This is a genomic window from Pedobacter miscanthi (assembly GCF_032678605.1).
Lineage (GTDB): Bacteria > Bacteroidota > Bacteroidia > Sphingobacteriales > Sphingobacteriaceae > Pedobacter > Pedobacter miscanthi_A.
Genome location: NZ_JAVTSU010000001.1, coordinates 312224 through 331082 on the forward strand (window position 1 = coordinate 312224; position 18859 = coordinate 331082).

At 41.3% G+C, this 18859-nt stretch carries 15 protein-coding genes; 12 read left to right on the forward strand and 3 right to left on the reverse strand.

Annotated elements, in window-relative coordinates; translation table 11 throughout:
* Positions 1-199: 199 nt before the first annotated feature.
* Together R2R28_RS01105 and R2R28_RS01110 are read left to right on the forward strand one after the other, a co-directional pair.
* Positions 200-3238 carry a TonB-dependent receptor gene (locus tag R2R28_RS01105; RefSeq protein WP_316823857.1) on the forward strand — a complete coding sequence of 1013 codons (3039 nt, stop codon included), beginning with the start codon at positions 200-202 and terminating at the stop codon, positions 3236-3238.
* Between the two features lie 5 nt (positions 3239-3243).
* On the forward strand, positions 3244-5004 hold the full coding sequence (locus R2R28_RS01110; RefSeq protein ID WP_316823858.1) for a RagB/SusD family nutrient uptake outer membrane protein: 1761 nt from the start codon (positions 3244-3246) through the stop codon (positions 5002-5004).
* 144 nt (positions 5005-5148) lie between these two features.
* On the opposite strand, the gene R2R28_RS01115 is transcribed toward R2R28_RS01110, so the two are convergent.
* Both R2R28_RS01115 and R2R28_RS01120 read right to left on the reverse strand, forming a co-directional pair.
* Complete coding sequence (locus R2R28_RS01115; RefSeq protein ID WP_316823859.1) at positions 5149-5403, reverse strand: cold shock domain-containing protein; 255 nt, start codon at positions 5401-5403, stop codon at positions 5149-5151.
* Positions 5404-5670: 267 nt separating this feature from the next.
* Positions 5671-6393, reverse strand: coding sequence for a class I SAM-dependent methyltransferase (locus R2R28_RS01120; RefSeq protein ID WP_316823860.1), 723 nt, complete (start codon positions 6391-6393; stop codon positions 5671-5673).
* Positions 6394-6482: 89 nt separating this feature from the next.
* Between R2R28_RS01120 and R2R28_RS01125 the strand changes: the two genes are divergently transcribed.
* Positions 6483-7376 carry a LysR substrate-binding domain-containing protein gene (locus R2R28_RS01125; protein ID WP_316823861.1) on the forward strand — a complete coding sequence of 298 codons (894 nt, stop codon included), beginning with the start codon at positions 6483-6485 and terminating at the stop codon, positions 7374-7376.
* Positions 7377-7753: 377 nt separating this feature from the next.
* Positions 7754-8449 (forward strand): LytTR family DNA-binding domain-containing protein, encoded by a 696-nt coding sequence (locus R2R28_RS01130; RefSeq protein ID WP_316823862.1) that lies wholly within the window; start codon positions 7754-7756, stop codon positions 8447-8449.
* Positions 8450-8478: 29 nt separating this feature from the next.
* Here R2R28_RS01130 and R2R28_RS01135 read toward each other — a convergent pair whose 3' ends face one another.
* Complete coding sequence (locus tag R2R28_RS01135; RefSeq protein ID WP_316823863.1) at positions 8479-8883, reverse strand: helix-turn-helix domain-containing protein; 405 nt, start codon at positions 8881-8883, stop codon at positions 8479-8481.
* 320 nt (positions 8884-9203) lie between these two features.
* On the opposite strand from R2R28_RS01135, the gene R2R28_RS01140 reads away from it, so the two are divergent.
* From R2R28_RS01140 to R2R28_RS01175, 8 genes are all read left to right on the forward strand, one after another.
* Positions 9204-9803, forward strand: a complete 600-nt coding sequence (locus tag R2R28_RS01140) for an HD domain-containing protein (protein WP_316823864.1) — start codon at positions 9204-9206, stop codon at positions 9801-9803.
* A 23-nt stretch (positions 9804-9826) separates the two neighbouring features.
* Entirely contained in the window at positions 9827-10501 is a 675-nt protein-coding gene (locus tag R2R28_RS01145; protein WP_316823865.1) for a response regulator transcription factor, read from the forward strand.
* Positions 10502-10614: 113 nt separating this feature from the next.
* On the forward strand, positions 10615-11022 hold the full coding sequence (locus tag R2R28_RS01150; RefSeq protein WP_316823866.1) for a hypothetical protein: 408 nt from the start codon (positions 10615-10617) through the stop codon (positions 11020-11022).
* 3 nt (positions 11023-11025) lie between these two features.
* Positions 11026-11817 (forward strand): phosphatase PAP2 family protein, encoded by a 792-nt coding sequence (locus tag R2R28_RS01155; protein ID WP_316823867.1) that lies wholly within the window; start codon positions 11026-11028, stop codon positions 11815-11817.
* 82 nt (positions 11818-11899) lie between these two features.
* On the forward strand, positions 11900-13390 hold the full coding sequence (locus tag R2R28_RS01160) for a glycosyltransferase family 39 protein (RefSeq protein WP_316823868.1): 1491 nt from the start codon (positions 11900-11902) through the stop codon (positions 13388-13390).
* 88 nt (positions 13391-13478) lie between these two features.
* Positions 13479-14720, forward strand: coding sequence for a TolC family protein (locus tag R2R28_RS01165; protein WP_316823869.1), 1242 nt, complete (start codon positions 13479-13481; stop codon positions 14718-14720).
* A 2-nt stretch (positions 14721-14722) separates the two neighbouring features.
* Positions 14723-15649, forward strand: a complete 927-nt coding sequence (locus R2R28_RS01170) for an efflux RND transporter periplasmic adaptor subunit (RefSeq protein ID WP_316823870.1) — start codon at positions 14723-14725, stop codon at positions 15647-15649.
* Positions 15650-15651: 2 nt separating this feature from the next.
* Positions 15652-18705 carry an efflux RND transporter permease subunit gene (locus tag R2R28_RS01175; RefSeq protein ID WP_316823871.1) on the forward strand — a complete coding sequence of 1018 codons (3054 nt, stop codon included), beginning with the start codon at positions 15652-15654 and terminating at the stop codon, positions 18703-18705.
* Positions 18706-18859 lie beyond the last annotated feature (154 nt).

Consider the following 18859-nt stretch of genomic DNA (forward strand, 5'->3'; position numbering starts at 1 on the left):
CCCGATCTGCTCAAATCTCCCTTCTAATAAGCGTTAAAGCCACATTTATTTTACAATCACCGTATAAAATTTCCCTGCCAGATTTAACAATTTAATAATCTAAGGAGTTAATACGGCTTACATCAAAAGAACATCTTTGTGCGATTTCTATAAATAACAATATCCCAAACCAAACACTTACGATTTATTAATTATGCTCATGAAAGGACTTTATGTTTTTAAATTCCGGTTACCGCAGCATCTTTTCCAGAAGATGTTTTTAATTGCGTTACTCCTGATTACGTCACTAGGCGCCTCCGCCCAACAAGCTGGCCGCACGGTAAACGGTCACATTACCGACGAAACAGGTTTACCCCTAATCGGTGCAACAGTAAAAGAACAGAACAGTAACAATGCGGTATCTACCGATGCCAATGGTGCATTTAAGCTGAACAATGTAAAGGGCAAAACCCTTGAGGTTTCCTTTATTGGTTACAAAACAAAAATTGTGGCCGCTAATGCAGATGTAATCAATATCAAACTCGATCCCGATGCCTCTATGATGGATGAGGTAATGGTAGTAGGGTACGGTAAACAGGCTAAAAAGGACGTTACCGGTTCGGTTACCCAGCTTGATGCGGCCAATTTCAGGCAGGGTGTGGTAACCTCTGCCGATAACCTGCTACAGGGCAAGATCGCCGGCGTAAGGGTAGTGGCCAGCAGTGGCGAACCCGGAGGTGGTGTGGATGTAACTATCCGTGGCAGCGGTTCCATCCGCAGTGGCAGTACGCCGCTTTTCGTGGTGGATGGAGTTCCTTTAACCAACGATGATGTGAGCCCGGGCGGTTCTAACGTGGGTTTTGGTTCATCAAAAGCTAAAAATCCGTTAAACTTCCTGAATACCAGTGATATCGAATCCATTTCGGTACTGAAAGATGCTTCTGCATCAGCAATATACGGTGCCCGTGGTTCAAACGGTGTAGTAATTGTAACCACCAAAAAAGGCAAAACTGGCGCAGGCAGTCTTACCTACGATTCGTACCTGGGCCTTTCGAATGTTGCGCACAAACTCGACCTGTTGAGTGCCGATGAATACCGTGCTGCAATCAAGGATAAAGCTTTCGATCATGGTGGCAATACCGACTGGCAGGATGTAATCTATCGCCAGGCAAAAACATTAAACAACTCGGTATCCTTCTCGAAAGCCACTGCTACCGGAAATTATTACGTTTCGGCTGCACAAATGGACCAGGAAGGGATTGTAAAAAACAGCGAATTTAAGCGTACTTCTGCCAGGATCAATGCGTCAGAATCTTTTTTGGACGATAAACGTTTAAAAATCGGCGTTAACCTGACAGCAAGTGAGACCCGTGATGACGGTGTACCAACCAGTGATGATGGTGGTTCTAACGGTCAGTTGATTATCCAGGCACTCATGTCGAACCCCACCCGTTCGGTGTATGATAATAACGGTAATTTTACCAACTTCAATGCCAATGCGCACTATAACCCGGCTTATCTGCTGGATATTTACCGCGACCGTACCCGCACTTTGAGGGTATTGGGTAACATGGATCTATCCTTCAGGATTGTAAAAGGACTGGAGTATAAGTTTAATCTTGGTCTCGATCGTTCAGTGGGCGAGCGTAACACCACGATCTTCCCCAACATAACGGATCAAAGCCAGAGTGGAAAATATGTGCAGACCAATGTTGATTCGAAGAGCACTTTGATGGAGCACTACCTGAACTACAACTTGCTTACAGGCAAACACAAACTCGATGCTGTTGCCGGGTTCTCCTATCAGAAATTCGAAAGGGGAGGTACTGGTTTTAATATCATTGGTTTAGATAGCAAGGGTACTGGTGTGCTGCCTGAGAATAATCCGGGTTACGCTGGTACACAAAACGGGGTAACAGGTTTTGCACAGGTTAATGAGTTACAGTCGTATTTCTCGAGGGTAAATTATGCTTACGACAATAAATACCTGTTTACCGCATCAGTACGTGCCGATGGCTCTACCCGTTTTGGCGAAAACAATAAATACGGTTACTTTCCTTCATTCGCATTGGGCTGGAACATTGCCCAGGAAGATTTCCTGAAAGCAATTCCGCTTGTAAATGAACTGAAACTGAGGGCAAGCTGGGGCCAAACCGGCAACCAGGAGGTGCAGAACAAACTTACCAAGGCCAGTTATGCACTTTCGCCTGCCCAGGGTTACTACCTCAACAACGATCTTACATTGGTAAACGGTATCAATGTAATCAGGACACCAAATCCTAACCTTAAATGGGAGGTGGTTACGCAGTACAATGTGGGGCTCGACTTTGAACTCTTTAAAGGCAAACTTTACGGTACACTGGATTATTTCAATAAAACCACTACCGATGCCATCCTTAACATCCCTGCACCGGTGCTGAGTCCTACAAATGATATCTGGGTAAACCTCGACGGAAACTACGGTGGTAAGATTGTGAACAAGGGTTTTGAATTTATGTTAGGCTCGAAACTGATCAGCAATGGCAAATTTAACTGGAATGTTGATGTAAACGGCGCCACCCTAAATAACAAAGTGAAAGACCTTCCCATTTCGGAGATTACCTCTGGAACGATTTCGGGCCCTGGTTTATCAGGCGTAACGGCAAATATCTACAGAAACGGCTATGCTGCAGGGGCGTTCTACATGCTCGAACATATTGGTTTCGACAGCAAGGGTAACAATATTTTTAGGGATGTTAACGGCGATGGCGTGATTGACAACAAGGATAAAGTGATTTTTCAGGGGGCTATTCCTACTTTTACCTACGGACTGAATAGTCAGATGACTTACGGGAACTTCGACTTCTCGTTCTCTATCATCGGACAGACGGGTGCTTACCTGGTGAACAATACCGGACTAAACGCACTTAACATCAATAACCTTGCATCCGACAGGAACGTATCAAAGCATTATTTCGATATGGGCGCCAACCCGGCCAACCCGCCACAATTATCTTCGCTGTACCTGGAGAAATCTGATTTCATTAGGTTAAATTCGGTACGGCTGGGCTACAACATCAAAGTAAAACAATTGAGCTGGTTACAGGGCCTAGGCCTTTATGTTACCGGGCAAAACCTGTTCACCATCACCAATTACAGCGGTTACGATCCATTGATCAACAGTCCGAAGGCAGCAAATGGTAACCAGTCAATCGGTATCGATTATACCAGCTACCCAACTGCACGTACAATTATTTTTGGTGCCACCTTAAAACTATAATAAAAATGAAAAACTATCACATATTCAATATAAAAAACACAATGCTGCTTGCTACCGCGCTTGTTTTCGGTGGCTGTACCAAGCTTGATGAAAAAGTGCTTGATGAGGTGCTGGGTAGCAGTGCTTCCAATCCTGCAGGTGCACTAACAGCCGCTTATAGCCGTTTGGGCGAAGGCACCTTTGTAGATCACGGAGCGGTTTTCTCCCTACAGGAATACACCACCGATGAAGCTATTTTGGCCACACGCGGCAGCGACTGGGGCGATGGCGGCAAATGGCGCTCGATGCACGAGTTTACCTGGGCGGCCAATAACCCGATTGTTACCGATAACTGGAATATGCTTACCAACGGGATCACCCGCTCGCTCACTGCTATAAAGGAGATCACCAACAGCAGCATTGCGCAAAAAACAATCTATTTAGCAGAAGCAAAAGGCCTGCTGGCTTTTTATACCTATACCACGCTTGATCTTTTCGGGCAGGCACCTTACCGGGATCCGATGGACGAGAAGGCGCCATTGGAGATGAAACAGAGCGCCACTGCAATTGATGAACTGATTTTACAGGTAGAGGCATTGATCCCAAATCTTGCACCACTGGGTGAGCAATCTACCCACAACGGCAGGTTTACCAAAGAGGCAGCTTATGGATTACTGGCCAATATGTACCTCAACCGTGCAGTTTTTAAAGATCGTTATGCGGCTACCTTCAACTTCAACGAGAAATCGGTGAACACGGCAGAAACAGATATGGACAAGGTGATCAGCTACACTTCGTTATTGATCAACTCGGGCAAATTCAGTTTACTGAGCAACTATTTCGACAACTTTGCAATCAAGAATTCTGGCGGACAGGAGCTGATTTTTGTGGTGGTGCAGAAGATTGATTACCTGCGAAATGGTTCTAATTCTTTCGCTTATGTTTGTGTAGAGCGTAACCAACGGGCTTCGCCCGTGAACAGAGGTACCAATGCCGCTTGTATCAGTCCGCAGTTTTATGCCAGCTGGGATGGTAACCATGATGACCCCAGGTTTTCGCAGAAATACCAGTATGCCGATGGTACATGGTTTACCAACGATGGTCCGGGTAGTGTACCGGCTACCGATATTGTACCGAAAAGCAGCAACCTGCCATGGTTCCACTTTAACCGGGGGATTATGGCTGGCCAGCAATATGGCCCTAAGTTAACTTCTACGGGTGCTTTTGAAATGACCGATAATGGCAGGATCAAAGTATCAGAACTGGTGATGGAGAAAAGTACCACCACGAAAATGGACTTTACACCTGAGCTGAATTTCTCGAACCCAGCGCAGGCGGTGTTTGCACAGAACGAGATTAACCGTGGTGCACGTTGTTTTAAATACGAGTTCGACCCGGAGCTGGATAACGGCACGAGTAATGTGGATATCCCGTTAATGCGTTTGGGCGCGATTTACACGATGCGTGCAGAAGCTTATTTCCGTAAGGGGATGATAGCAGAGGCCATGGCCGATATCAACAGACTACGAACCACGCGCAAGCGTGAGGCCTATTATGGCAGTACACCGGGCACGCCGATTACAAGTATTGATGAGGCCACGCTTTATAAGGAAATTGCTTTCGAAACGTATTGGGAGATGTTAAGACGGCCACAGATGATCCGTTTTGGTAAGTTTGAACTGCCTTTCAGCGCCAAACCAACCACCCAGCCTTTCAGAAGGATCTTCCCCATCCCGCAGGCAACGCTTGATGTAACCAAATCGATTAAACAGAACCAGGGGTATTAATCACCTGATTTTCTAAATAGTTCTGAAATAATGATGCAGGATTGATAAAAGGAATATAATTGGAGAACAGGAGTAAGTTTGTGCTTACTCCTGTTTTTTTGTTTAATTGATTGTGCTTTTTTTTATTAAATCATTAAAAAACTATCACTGACATTCCAATGGGCTGCTATAGTTTGCCTTATTATCCGTATGAAGATCGAAATTGCTTATTTGTAAAGCCTGAACATCCGAAGCAACAAGGCCACCGGGCACAAGAATAATCTGGAATTTCACCGGATCTCCTACATTGATGTCGTTGTGTATCAGGTCAAGATCAAAAAAAATGTCCTGTCCGTTTTCATCTTCGATAAAGCCTTTGTCAAAAGCCGGATCAATATGTGTTACAATACCTTTTCTCATAACTGATTTGGTTGATGTATGAATAATAATTAGCGACGTGAATATAACAGGTTTGTTACATTAAAACAATACTTTGCCGCTGTTTTAAATTTTCTTCACCATTAATTCATTTTAGGTAAATCTGTGGCCTATTCTGCATTGCAAACGGGTTGTGATTAAGGTTTTTCGCAGATTTAAAAAGATAAGTAACACAGGTTGAGCGGTGCCCGGGTTATTGATAATGCAAATTAGCGTTATATTTTAGTAAGGGTGAGCATTAATCATTTATTATTTTATCGCTCCAAAAGCTGCGAAATAAGCGTTTTTATGCAGGATCTCTGTAACCCTAAAACCTACTTTCTGCAATAATGCAAGCTGATAGTTTAAAGAGCGCGGTGTATCTTCGTATGCAATATAATCCAATACCTTTTGCCTGTATTCGGGGCCGCCAAGCGTTTCCAGGTAAGCACCATAATGATCCTGAAAAAGCTGATCAATCAAAGCTGAATCATGTGCTATTAAATCCGAAATCCAGATACTGCCCCCGGGTTTTAAAGCCTGGTACACTTTGTTAAATACCAGTTCCCAATCTGCATCAGTACGTAAATGATGGAAAGTTGCCGCTGCAAGTATAATATCGAAATGATTATCCGGTAGATCGAGGTTGCGCATATCATCCTGTATAACCGTTACTTTTCCGGCGGTTTGTGCTGATATGCGTTCTTTTGCACGCGTTAACATGGGTAAACTCAAGTCATTTATAGTGCAGTTAAGATCAGGGATTTTGCTCAACATTTTTAAAGTATAATTGCCTGCACCACAGCCAATATCCAGCAACTCTTTTGCATCCGGGTTAATGTATTTTGCTGCGCCAGTGCAAAGCTCCATGGTAAGCGGGGCATCAATAGTGGTCTGCTGACCGCTTTCCAGGTTGGAGAAACGTTCTACATCATGATCGAACCTGGTTCTAATTTCTTCGTTAGTGGCTTTCTGCGAATAATCTGTACTCATATTTTATTTTTTTGCTAAAGTTAAGCTTGTTGATCATATTTGTAAAATATCAATTTTAGCATTAATTGATACTTTATAGGTATAGTAATATGGAACTCAGACATCTTTTATATTTTAAAACAGTAGCCGAAGAGCTTCATTTTACCAGGGCAGCAGCCAAACTTTTTATCTCACAACCACCTCTAAGCCGGCAGATTAAAGAACTGGAAGAAGAGCTTGAGGTTCAGTTATTTACGCGGGATAATAAACGGGTGTTGCTAACTGACGCCGGAAAATACTTTAAAGCTGAAGTAGAGGCCTTATTTGCAAAACTCGAAGAAAGTAAAACGGTGGTACGTAAAATATACAAGGGTGTAAGTGGCGAACTGAAAATTGGTTACATCAGTTCCGTGTACCAGTCGCAGCTTGCCGAAATTTTAAAATCAATGCAAAAAGAATTCCCATACCTAAAAACCAGTCTGTTCGAGGTACCTACCCTTACACAGATTAAAGAACTGGAAGAGGGAAGGCTGGATGCTGGGATTTTGCGTGCGCCAGTATTATCCGAAAAATTAAAGGTAGAATCGTTGTTTTTTGATCCCTTTGTGGTGGTAATTCCTTTAACCGATCAGGAGTTTGCAACCCAGGAAGCGTTTGCCCGTTTTCTGAAAAAAAGCCCCTTCATTTTCTTTAATAAAGATTTTGCCCCGCAGTATAACCAGAAACTGATGGAAATCTGTCAAAGAATGGGTTTTACGCCCGATATTACCCACGAGGCCAATAATGTACATTCGATATTGCAATTGGTAGAAGCAGGACTGGGGGTATCTATTTTGCCTTCATCTTTAAAAAAACAGTACGCTCAATTAAATGTGTCTTTTATTGCTCTTAATGATATTCCGGTAAATACGGAAGTGGTGCTGGCTTATAAAGAATCTAATCAGAATCCAGCTTTAGCATGGTTTATTCAACATTACAATGCTCATCTAAGCTTGAAGTTTTAACATTTAAGCAAATGCCTCGAATAACGCAACATTGAAACTTACGGTAACCCTAAAACCAAATGTTAGTGTGCCTGGAAGTACAGCTAAGGCCTTTTAAAGAAAAACGACTTTAATTATTCTTTAAAGGGGTTTTGTTATATGATAAGTTGTAGTAATTTTTTAAGTTATGGCTTAAATAAATACCTTAAAAGAATAAATCACAACTCAATATTCTCTTTCTGTAAAAAAAAATAATGCTGTTAATTTATTTATAATAAGATAGTTGAATGTTTATTTAACTTTTATTTATGTGTAGTTAAATTTCTACTGTGATGTATTGTGTTGTTCTTTATTTACAATATTAATAACTAATTTAGTGTTGCCCAATCTATCCAAAAATGAACTGTTTAATTGTTGATGAAGAGAAAAGCTTCAGGACTTCTATTAAAAGGCTATTGAGTCTCGACAATAGTTTAGCGCTGGTAGATGAATGTGGGAGTGCTACTGATGCACTTGAAAAAATCAAAGGCTATCACATCGATCTTATATTTTGGGAAATACGAATGCCTGGCATAAGTGGGCTTGAATTGGCTGGGATAATGGAACTTAGGCTACCCATGATTATATTTACAAGCACACTATCTGAATATGCCCTTGAAGCATTTGACCTGAATGCCGTTGATTATCTACTTAAACCTATTATTCCTGCCAGGTTTTTTAAGGCTGTTGAAAAAGCGAGGATTCTTTCTGATAAAAAACAGCCAAACTTTGCTTATACACCTTCCGAATTTACGTTTATCAGAGATTCGAATAAGATACACAGGCTCCGGATTAGTGATATTCTTTACCTTGAGGCTGCCGGAGATTATGTTAGGATACACCTCGAAAACTGTTGTTATGCAGTACACTCCTCGTTAAGGATAATGGAAGAAAAGCTGCCACAGCATGTTTTTTTAAGGATTCACCGGTCGTTTATTGTCAATTTGGATAAGGTAGATGGTGCCGAAGGCAAAACGCTTGTTATTAAAGGAAGTCTGTTACCCGTTTCTGATGCGTACAGACACAATTTAAACCGATACATGAAATATCTTTAAATATAATTCAACGCTTTAATATTTAACAGTTAAACCTGTTTCATTTCTTTTAACATAACATTTACAGCCTGGCCCTTTGTAATGGCTTCCAATATCGTTATTGCCCTGGCCTGGTTTTTTATCGTAGCATCCTTTAGCCTAATCAGTTCATTCTTTTCATCAAGTAAATCTAAAAGTTGTTTCCGCTCATTAATGTTTACCTGCTTTTGAGAAATATGGAAACTGTTCAGCTCCTCATCCTGTATAAAATATTCAAAGAGATTAATTTCGAGTACAGCCGACATACGGGCAAGTATTTCAGTATCTACCGAAGTTTCTTTGATAATCTTATTCAGTTTATGAAGTGAAATCCCTATATCCTCAGCAAACTGATCCCGCTGTATCGATCTTGCTTTTATCTCTTTCCAGATAATCAATCCAATATTTACTGCCATAATACCTTTACCGTTTTCCTTGTTCTGATGCTTTTTTTACCATAATCAGATAGGGAACCATGTATCGTTTTCTACTAACTAATGTTAAAACCATCAATATCACAATCAAATCTGAAGAAATTCTGTAGTTGTGTTCGGGAAAAGGAAAAATCATTGAAATTATTTGCTTCCTTCTGTATCCGTGGCGCATTATCCGCTTTCTGATCTCTTTTAATACAGCAATTGTAATGGAATAATTACATGTAATATTTGTAGGATAGTTGCTACAGATTTTCTCCAGAATTGAGCTTTATTATTGTACCAGATTAACTTTGATCCACATGGATAGGGCTGCAGGAAAATTATTGACCAAAGTAGAATATTTCGTTGAAGACCGTCTGAAGAACCGACTTTCGCAAAAAATGTATTTCCATAATCTGGAACATACTTTAATGGTTGTAGAAGGTGTACAGGTAATCAGCCAGCATGCTGGTATTTCGGAAGAAGACCGTTTGGTGGTTGTACTGGCTGCATTTTTACACGATTTGGGCTATACTGAAAAATACATCGGGCATGAAGAAGCCAGTGTCGGTACTGCTGCATGGTTCCTGACAGAAAATGGCTTCGAACAAGATAGAATAGAGCTGGTTTGCGGATGTATTATGGCTACACGCTTTCCGCAATACCCTAAAAATGAATTGGAAAAGGTAATTTGTGATGCTGATTTTTATCATTTTTCATTGCTGAATTACCAGCACTTTGCCGATAGGTTAAAAGCCGAATGGGAAGAGAATCTCAAAGTGGTTTATACAGATCTGGCCTGGGATAAGCTGAATCTCGAAATGCTGCGCCGCCATGAGTATTTTACTGATTACGGAAAAACGGTATTACAGGAGAAAAAAGCATTCAACATTAAAAAACTTACCAACCGTATTGGCTAGGCTCCAATTGTAATTTACGTTTTATGAAAATTTTGGTCATAGAAGATGAACAGGCACTTTCTGATAGCATTCTTGCCTATTTTACCGGCGAGGGCAATATTTGTGAGTTTGCAACCGATTTTGCAACGGCAACCGAAAAAATAGCGCTTTATCATTACGACTGCATTTTGCTTGATCTTGGATTACCGGATGGAGAAGGACTGGAGTTGCTTACCCGGTTAAAAAGCATTAATAAAAAAGATGGGGTATTAATTATCTCAGCCAGGCACTCGCTTGATGACCGTTTGGCCGGTCTCGATCTTGGTGCCGATGATTATCTGGTAAAACCTTTTCACCTTTCGGAGTTAAAAGCAAGGGTAAGTGCCATTGTTAGGCGAAAGAACTTTGAGGGAAATAATGTGATTACTTTTAATGAGATTAAGGTTGATGTTGCGGCCATGAAAACTACTGTAAACGAACAACCTGTTGTGCTTACCAAAAAAGAGTTCGACTTATTGATTTATTTTCTTTCCAACAAAAATAAAGTGGTAACCAAAAATGCCATGGCCGAACACCTTTGGGGTGATGAAATGGATTTGTCTGATGATTTTGATTTTATTTACACACACGTTAAAAACCTGAAGAAAAAACTTGGCGAAGCCGGCGCTGCAGACTATTTACGCTCGGTTTATGGTATTGGCTATAAATTTAGCAATTGACGAATACATCCTGCATTTAAAGAATAAATATTTTTTTAATTTATTTAGGTTAAGGCAGATAACTACAGAATTGCTACATAATTGCCCTATAGTTTTGATTAAAAATTAAAACTATGAAAAGCATCTTCGGAATTGTATTGCTGGCAGGAGGGACGGTTTTCTCTTCGCAGGCGCAAAAAATCAATGCCCTTAAAGTACCGGCTGCCGTTAGCGCTGCTTTTAAAAAACTACATCCTGCTGCCAAGGTAAAATGGGAAATGGAACAGGCCAATTATGAAGCCGGCTTTAACCTTAATGGAAAAGAGACTTCTGAAGTTTATACCCCCAATGGTACTTTGCAGGAAACAGAAACCGAGATCAAATCTACTGAATTGCCTGCAGCAGTGTTGGCCAAACTAAAAGGAATGACGGTTGCTGAAGCTGCAAAAATTAGAAAAGCCGATGGTACCATACATTATGAGGCGGAAGTAAAAGGCAAAGATTTTTTGTTCGATGTAAACGGAAATAGGGTTAAAAATTAGATCATGCGTACAATATCTCTTTCTATCCTGTTTTTTATCACTTCGGTATCTTTTTGTGCTGCACAGGTTACCGATTCTGCTAAAAGCCTTCCGGCGGATACAGCCGGAAGATGGCGTACCGGAAATGCAGTGCCAAAAAATAAATTCAGAGCAGTTGCTTTTATTGCACCGGTTGTATTAATGGGGTATGGTTTTGCTGCAGTTTATGACCATGGCGCCCTTAAACAGCTTGATGTAAGTACGAAGGCTGAGTTGCAGGAAGATCATCCGCTTTTTGCCGCCCATGTGGATGATTATTTACAATTGGCTCCAGCTGCTGCGGTTTACGCATTAAATCTTTCGGGTATTAAAGGGAAACACAATCTTTTCGATGCTTCGATGTTGTATGTAACCTCTGCTGCCATTATGGGTGTTTCTACACATTTTGTAAAACAGGGCGTGGGCAGGATGAGGCCTGATGCTTCAGGCACTAATTCGTTTCCATCAGGGCATACAGCCTCCGCTTTTATGGCAGCAGAATTTCTGCATCAGGAATATAAAGATGTAAATCCATGGATCGGTTATGCAGGTTATTTTGTGGCCACGGCAACAGGTACACTCAGGATGTACAACAACAAACACTGGTTTAGCGATGTAGTGGCAGGTGCCGGGTTCGGTATAGCTTCTACCAAAATTGCCTACCTGATTTATCCCTATATGAAAAGCCTTTTTACCTCAAAAAAAGAAGGAAATTTTACTTTGATGCCTTTCCACCAGCCAGGCAGTACCGGCTTAATGCTTTCAGGCAGATTTTAAACAGGTGGTTATGGTTAAAGCATTGATTATCTACATATTGTAATTAGTTAAATCATCCCAATTTTTGTAAATCTCTAGGTCGATGGATTTTATCAAAAGAATCAAAGGTACAACTATCGGAAAAGTGCCGTTTTACCTGCTCACCACAATTTTGCTCATCAGGTTCGTTTCCATTTTTTTTATGGGGCCAATGCCCCAGGATGCATATTATTTCTTTTATTCGCAACATCCCGCACTTTCTTATTTCGACCATCCGCCGGCTATTGCTTATTTGCTATGGATATTTACCGCTGTACTGGGCAAAAATGTACTGGCCATTAAACTGGCCAATTCATTTTTAACCATACTCACCTGTTTAGCTGTTTACAAGCTGGCCATCCGGTTTTTTCCAAAGTTTGAAGCCGAAAAAATCATCATCCTGTTGTTAAGTACATTGATGGTGAGTATCCTTTCGCTGGTTTCAACTCCCGATACCCCTTTACTTTTTTTCTGGACGGTTTCACTAATTGCACTTTACGAAGTCATATTTAACCAGAAAAAACTTTATTGGCTTTTAGCAGGTGTATTGATGGGATTGGCTTTCGATAGTAAATATACTGCCGTATTTCTGCCTGCGGGGATGATCCTGTTCTTATTGCTTTCTAATGCCAGCAGGAAATGCCTTTTAATAATATGGCCATGGTTAACCGGTATCATTATGATTGCCGTTGCTTCTCCAGTTATCGTCTGGAATGTGAATAACCATTTTGCATCCTTCGCCTTTCAGGGCAGTCAACGAATGCACGAAGCTGCAGCATTTACCCTAAAACCTAAATTTATGCTTGGCCTATTGGGCCATCAGCTGATATTATTAATCCCCGTACTTTTAATTGCAGTACTTTATTCGGTTTTTAAACTGATTAAGGCCTATGCCAACCGCTGGAGCAGGATGCCGGCCACAGGCGTATTTTTGCTTTGCTTTTTTCTGCCTTTATTTCTTACTTTTCTCCTGTTATCGCCCATATACTGGATTAAAATTAACTGGATGATGCCCGCTTACATAACCGGAATCATTTTAGCAGGAAGTTTTATTAGCAAAAAATGGCTTCATGTGCAAATTGTCATATCTTTTATCGTTCATTTAGGCTTGCTGGTAGAAATACTGCTTTACCCTTTTCCCATTAAATCAGACGATACCTGGGTGGGCTGGAAGCCTCTTTCCGATCAGGTGCAAAAGATCAAAAAGCAACAACATGCCGATTTTGTATTCTCGGCAGATAATTATAAAACATCGGCAGCACTTAACCTGTATAGTGAAAATTTTGTTTACGGACAGAATGTAACCGGGGAACGTGCGCTACAGTTTGATTTTATCGGAACAGACCTGAGCAAATTAAAAGGTAAGGATGCCATTTTTATCGACTCTGACCCCCAATTTAAAACAAACCAGAAAGATACCGTACCTCCATCAGTTATAATGGGCTATTTTAAATCGGTTAAACAGTTAAACCCTGTGATCATTAATTTGCATGGACAACCTGTTCGGAAATTTTATATTTATAGTTGCAGAGGATATTTACTGCCGAAATGGTAACTACAGAATTACTTCATAATTAGGTGTTAACTTAGCCTGTGTAACAATTGAAATCCAAATCTGCAAAGATTAAATAATATGAAAGAACATGATCTATAAGCCGCTCCTCTTCATTTTACTGATTGTTTCGGGTATCCTGGTTAGGGCACAGGAACCAATAAAAAACCTGGATTATTATCTACAGCAGGCCAAATCTTCTAGTCCGGTACTGAAAGATTTTGAAAACCAGCGTAAAACTGCAGGGATTGACAGCCTTATTGTAAGGGCAACGGCAAAACCCCAGGTTACAGGCACTGGTACAGGTTTGTATGCACCCATTATACGTGGATACGGTTATGATGAAGTAATTACCAATGGACAGGCTTTAGAGGCCATGTTGAATGTAAATTACGACCTGTTAAACAAAAAACGAATCAATAATCAGCTCGAGGGCATTAAAATCCAAAGCGATTCAGTAAAATACGCAGGTCAGCTTTCGTTATTCGACCTTAACCGTTCAATTATTGATCAATATATTACCGCTTTTGCCAGTCAGCAACAGGTTGATTTTAACCGCGAGGTGGTTACACTTTTAGACCGGGAAGAAAAACTGTTAAAAACCCTAACGCGCAGTAATATTTATAAACAATCAGAATACCTTACTTTTCTGGTTACCCTCCAGCAGCAGCAGCTCAGTTTAAAACAGGCAGAACTACAGTTTAAAAATGATTACGCCACACTCAATTACCTAGCTGGTGTAGCTGATACCACCCAGGTTATGCTTGCAGCGCCCAAATTACAGCGTGAAATGTTTGCAGGCAATAAAAGTTTTTTCACCAGGCGTTTCGAACTGGATAGCCTGAAAAATGCAAACCTGAAAAACGGAATAGACCTTAACTATAAACCAAAACTGGGTATTTATGCCAATGGTGGTTATAGTTCTTCGCTGGTGCTTCAACCTTATAAAAATTTTGGTGCAAGTGTTGGCTTTACCTTTTCAGTTCCGGTATACGATGGCCGCCAAAGGAAAATGCAATACGATAAACTGGCGCTTTCATCCAATACCGTTGCCGGTTACAGGGATTTTTTCATCCGTCAGCAAAGCCAGCAGATTAACCTGATCCGCCAGCAAATTACGCAAACCGATGCGCTTTTTGTGAAGATCAACGAACAGATCCGTTTTAGCAAAGGGTTAATTGATGTAGATAGTAAATTGCTCCATACCGGCGATTTAAAGGTTTCTGATTTTATCATCGCCATCAACAATTACCTTTCTGCGCAAAACCTGCTCAGGCAAACCAATATCAACCGACTGAAACTGATCAACCAATTTAATTACTGGAACAGATAACCATGCAAAAATATTTAACATTAACCTTTGGTACCATAGCGCTAATTTCATGCCTTTCAGCATGTAATAGTGCAGATCCTGCCACAGAAACCGATGCCTCATCTCCGGTTACACCTGTACAGGTAACCAAGCTCAGAGACAGTTCGCTTTCTGAATTTGTGGAACTGTCAGCCGTATCAGCTTACCTCGAAAAAAGTTTTGTAAAGGCCAATATTAACGGTTATGTAGAGCGGACTAGTGCAAAAACCGGTCAGCAGGTGGGCAGCGGAACTTTGCTGTTTACATTAATTACCAAAGAGGCCCGTTCGATAGGGAATACAGTAAATAAACTCGATCCCGGTTTTAAGTTTTCGGGTGTTTCCAATATCCGTTCAGGGCAGGCCGGAACCATTGTACAGGTGAACCACCAGAATGGTGATTACGTACAGGATGGTGAGGCACTGGCAACCATCAGTAACCGGAACAGCCTGGTTTTTCTGCTCGATCTTCCTTACGAATTGAATCAGATTATTTCGCAGAACAAAACAATCGATGTGCTTTTACCTGATGGGACAAAATTGGGCGGATTGGTTTCAGGTACCATGCCATCGGTTGATTCGCTTGCCCAAACCCAGCGTTACATCATCAAAGTATCGCCCGGAAAAGATATTCCTGCAGGGCTTATTGCTAAGGTAAGGTTAACTAAGCTGAGCCATGCAGAGGCGCAGGTACTACCTAAATCAGCTGTATTATCCAACGAAACAGAAGATGAATTTTGGGTAATGAAAATGATCAATGATTCTACTGCTGTAAAAATAAAGGTGAAAAAGGGGATAGAAAGCAATTCGTTAATTGAGGTGCTGGAGCCCAGATTTGCAAAAACCGACCGGATCATCAAAACGGGGAATTATGGTATTGCTGATACAGCCAAGGTAAAAATACAGAAATAGCCATGAATAGATTCTTTATTTCTCATAAAAACCCCATTCTGGCCGTATTGATCATCATTATTGTTGGTGGTGTTTATTCCTTCCGGCAGCTTAAAACGGGGCTTTTTCCGGAAATTACCTTTCCAAAGATCAAGATTATTGCCGATGCAGAACTCCAGCCGGTAGATAAAATGGTGGTTACGGTTACCCGGCCATTAGAAAATGCGGTAAAACAGGTGCCCGATCTGCAACTGGTAAGAAGTACCACCAGCCGTGGCAGTTGCGAGCTTTCTGCTTATATGAACCCAGGGGCAGATATCGACCTGAGCCAGCAACGGATCGAATCGCAGATTGCCAAAATTTCTGCATCGTTGCCCGCTGGTGTTAATATCTCGGTAGAGAAAATGAATCCTTCTATACTCCCCGTTAGCGGATATAGTTTAGAAAGTCACAATTATTCGTCCGCAGAACTTAAAAAGATAGCTACCTATACCGTAAAACCTTTTTTATCGCAGGTTGATGGTGTTTCAGAAATCCGTGTAATTGGCGGCAAAACCAAAGAATACTGGCTGGAACTGGATGTGCAGAAAATGCAATCGCTTGGCATTTCTCCTGACCAGATTTCTACAGCGCTTTCACAAACCAATTTTATCAAATCCAATGGTTATTTATCTGATCATAATTTCCTTTATCTTTCAGTAACCGATGCTACAGTAAAAACCAAAAGCGATCTGGAAGAACTGGTACTCACCAGAAAAGGGAACAGAACGGTACGTATTGTGGATGTGGCCAAGGTAAATATCCAGCAGAGTGTAGAATATACGCGTATTAATGCAAACGGAAAAGACGGGATACTGATTGCTGTTATTAAACAGCCAAATGCAAATCTCGTAGATCTTTCTGCGCAGATGGCTGCAAAAGTGACGCAACTTAAAAATATTCTTCCGGCAGGGGTAAGCATTAAACCTTATTATGTACAGGCCGATTTTGTTAACGAATCGGTTAAAAGTGTGCGCGATAGTTTATGGATTGGGCTTGCACTGGCCATTATTGTGGCCATTATTTTTTTACGCTCACTAAAAGCAAGTGCAACCATTCTCATTACCATTCCGGTTACACTTTGCCTAACGGTTATTGTACTTTATTTTGTTGGGTATTCGTTAAATATCATGACACTTGGGGCCATTGCAGCTGCCATCGGGTTGATTATAGATGATGCCATTGTGGTGGTAGAGCAGATTCACCGTACACACGAAGAGCACCCCGATGAGCCTACAGCACCTTTAATCAGTAAAGCCATCAGTTACCTTTTCCCGGCGATGCTGGGTTCATCCATCAGTACCATCGTCATTTTTGTGCCCTTTGTATTGATGACGGGGGTTGCAGGATCATATTTTCAGGTGATGACCAATACCATGATTATTACGCTGATATGCTCCTTTTTTGTAACCTGGATCGGTTTACCGGTGATCTATTTATTATTGACCAAAAATGCGCATAGCAATTCATCCGGAAAAGAAGCTATTGTACACGAGGTAAAATCGCAGAACTGGGTACGTTTTTTTATTAAACGGCCTTACATTTCGTATGGTTTTATCCTGGTACTTCTCGCATCAATTGTGCTGGTTTTTCCAAGGCTGCAAACCGGATTTTTACCCGAAATGGACGAGGGCAGTATCGTACTCGATTATGCATCTCCTCCGGGAACATCATTGGAAGAAACCGACAGGATGCTGAAAGAGGTGGAAAAAGAAATTGTAAAAATTCCGGATGTGCAGGCCTATTCGAGAAGAACGGGCACACAAATGGGTTTTTTTATCACCGAACCGAATACGGGTGATTACCTGATCCAGTTGAAACCAAACCGTACCAAAAGTACCGATGAGGTAATTTCGGATATCAGAACGCATATTGAGCATACCCAACCTGCATTGGTTGTCGATTTTGGACAGGTAATCGGCGATATGCTGGGCGATTTAATGAGTTCAACACAACCTGTTGAAGTGAAAATTTTTGGTAACGACCAGCAGAAACTGCAGGTATTATCTAAACAGGTTGCCGGCCTGGTTTCGAAGGTTAGCGGCGTAGCAGATGTATTTGACGGGATTATTTTATCGGGCCCAACGGTTAATATTCAACCCAATTTTGCCATGCTTGCCCAATACGGCATTACGCCACTTTCCTTTCAGGCGCAGGTACAAACCGCCATGCAAGGCAATGTAATTGGCGATTTGTACGATAAACAACAACTTTCTCCCATCAGGATAGTATATCCCGGAAGCCGGAGTTTTGGCGTATCAGATATTGCTTCCCTTAAAATTTTCCTCCCTAACGGAACAGCAGTACCGATCCGGAATTTAGCGAAGGTTGATCTGCAATCAGGTAACGCGGAGGTAGAACGCGAAAACCTGCAAACCATTGGTGCCATTACGGCAAGGCTTGATAATAGAGATTTGGGCAGCGTGATGAAAGATATCCAGGCAGCGGTTAACAGCAAAGTTAATCTGCCATATGGTTATCATATCGAATATGGTGGCGCTTATAAAGAGCAGCAGCAGTCGTTTTCTGAGCTGTTAACCATTTTAATTGCTTCGAGTTTATTGGTGTTCAGTGTAATTCTTTTCCTATTCCGTGACTTTAAGATTGCTTTTCTGATCCTTTTAATTTCGGTATTGGGCATTTCGGGAAGTTACCTTGCCCTGTTAATTACAGGTACACCGTTAAATGTAGGCAGTTATACCGGTCTGATTATGATTGTGGGCATTATCGGAGAGAATGCCGTCTTTACCTTTTTACAATTTAAGGAATCGCTGAACGAAAAAAACACAGATGATGCCATTACTTTTGCCATTTCTACGAGGTTAAGGCCAAAACTGATGACGGCTTTGGGGGCAATTATTGCTTTAATGCCTTTAGCACTTGGTATAGGAGCGGGGGCACAGTTGCACCAACCCTTGGCCATTGCCGTTATTGGTGGTTTTATTGTTGCGCTGCCACTTTTACTCATCGCTCTGCCAAGTTTAATCTGGAGGTTTTACACCAGCAAAGAGGAGCGAAATGCGCCAGCACATAATTAATTATTAACGCTTATTAAGCAGTTTAACTACAGATGCACATAGCTAAACACAGGTTTTATATATGTGCCTGTGCAAGAAACGATAAATGATGCATATGCCTGGGGATTTACATGGTAACATTACCCTTAATTATAAAAATCCAACTCAACAAAAA